Annotated in this window: 1 protein-coding gene; it reads right to left on the bottom strand. The window is 45.9% G+C overall.

All coding sequences use genetic code 11. The features are described from left to right. A partial coding sequence (locus AB4496_RS21465; RefSeq protein ID WP_372131892.1) for a cytochrome ubiquinol oxidase subunit I occupies window positions 1-590 on the bottom strand: 590 nt, incomplete at both ends.

Raw genomic sequence — 590 nt, forward strand, 5'->3', positions numbered from 1 at the left:
GCCCATGGTTGACGACCATACTCTGCAACAAACCAACCAGCTTCGATTGCCACCCAAGGTAATGGAATTGACCAAAGTGCCGCCTTCAATAACCAAGGCTTTTGAGTAATGTTTTTACGGTAGGTTTGTAAGAAAGCCGCGCCAAAAACAAACAACATAACGAAGCCACAACCCACCATGATTCTGAATGACCAGAACAGAGGCCACACAGTTGGAATTGAATCATCGGCTGCTTGTTGGATTTGTTGTTCAGTAGCATCAGTCACGGTATCTGTGTATCGCTTGAGCAATAAGCCGTAGCCAAGGTCGTGCTTGGTTTGATCGAAAGCTTGCTCTGTCTCATGTGAGGTATCGCCAGATCGCAAACGCTCTAGCAATTCATAAGCAATAATACCGTTTCGAATACGCACTAAATGTTGATCACGCAAGTCATGAAGCCCTGTCACTTGCTCGTCCAAAGATCGCGTTGCAATAATCCCCATCACATAGGGAATTTTCACAGCAAAGTCGGTTTTGCCTTCTTCTTGATTTGGTAATCCAAACAAGGTAAACGCCGCAGGTGCCGGTTCGGTGTGCCATTCAGCTTCAAT

Source organism: Vibrio sp. 10N.222.46.A1, assembly GCF_041473595.1.
GTDB classification, from domain to species: domain Bacteria; phylum Pseudomonadota; class Gammaproteobacteria; order Enterobacterales; family Vibrionaceae; genus Vibrio; species Vibrio tasmaniensis_A.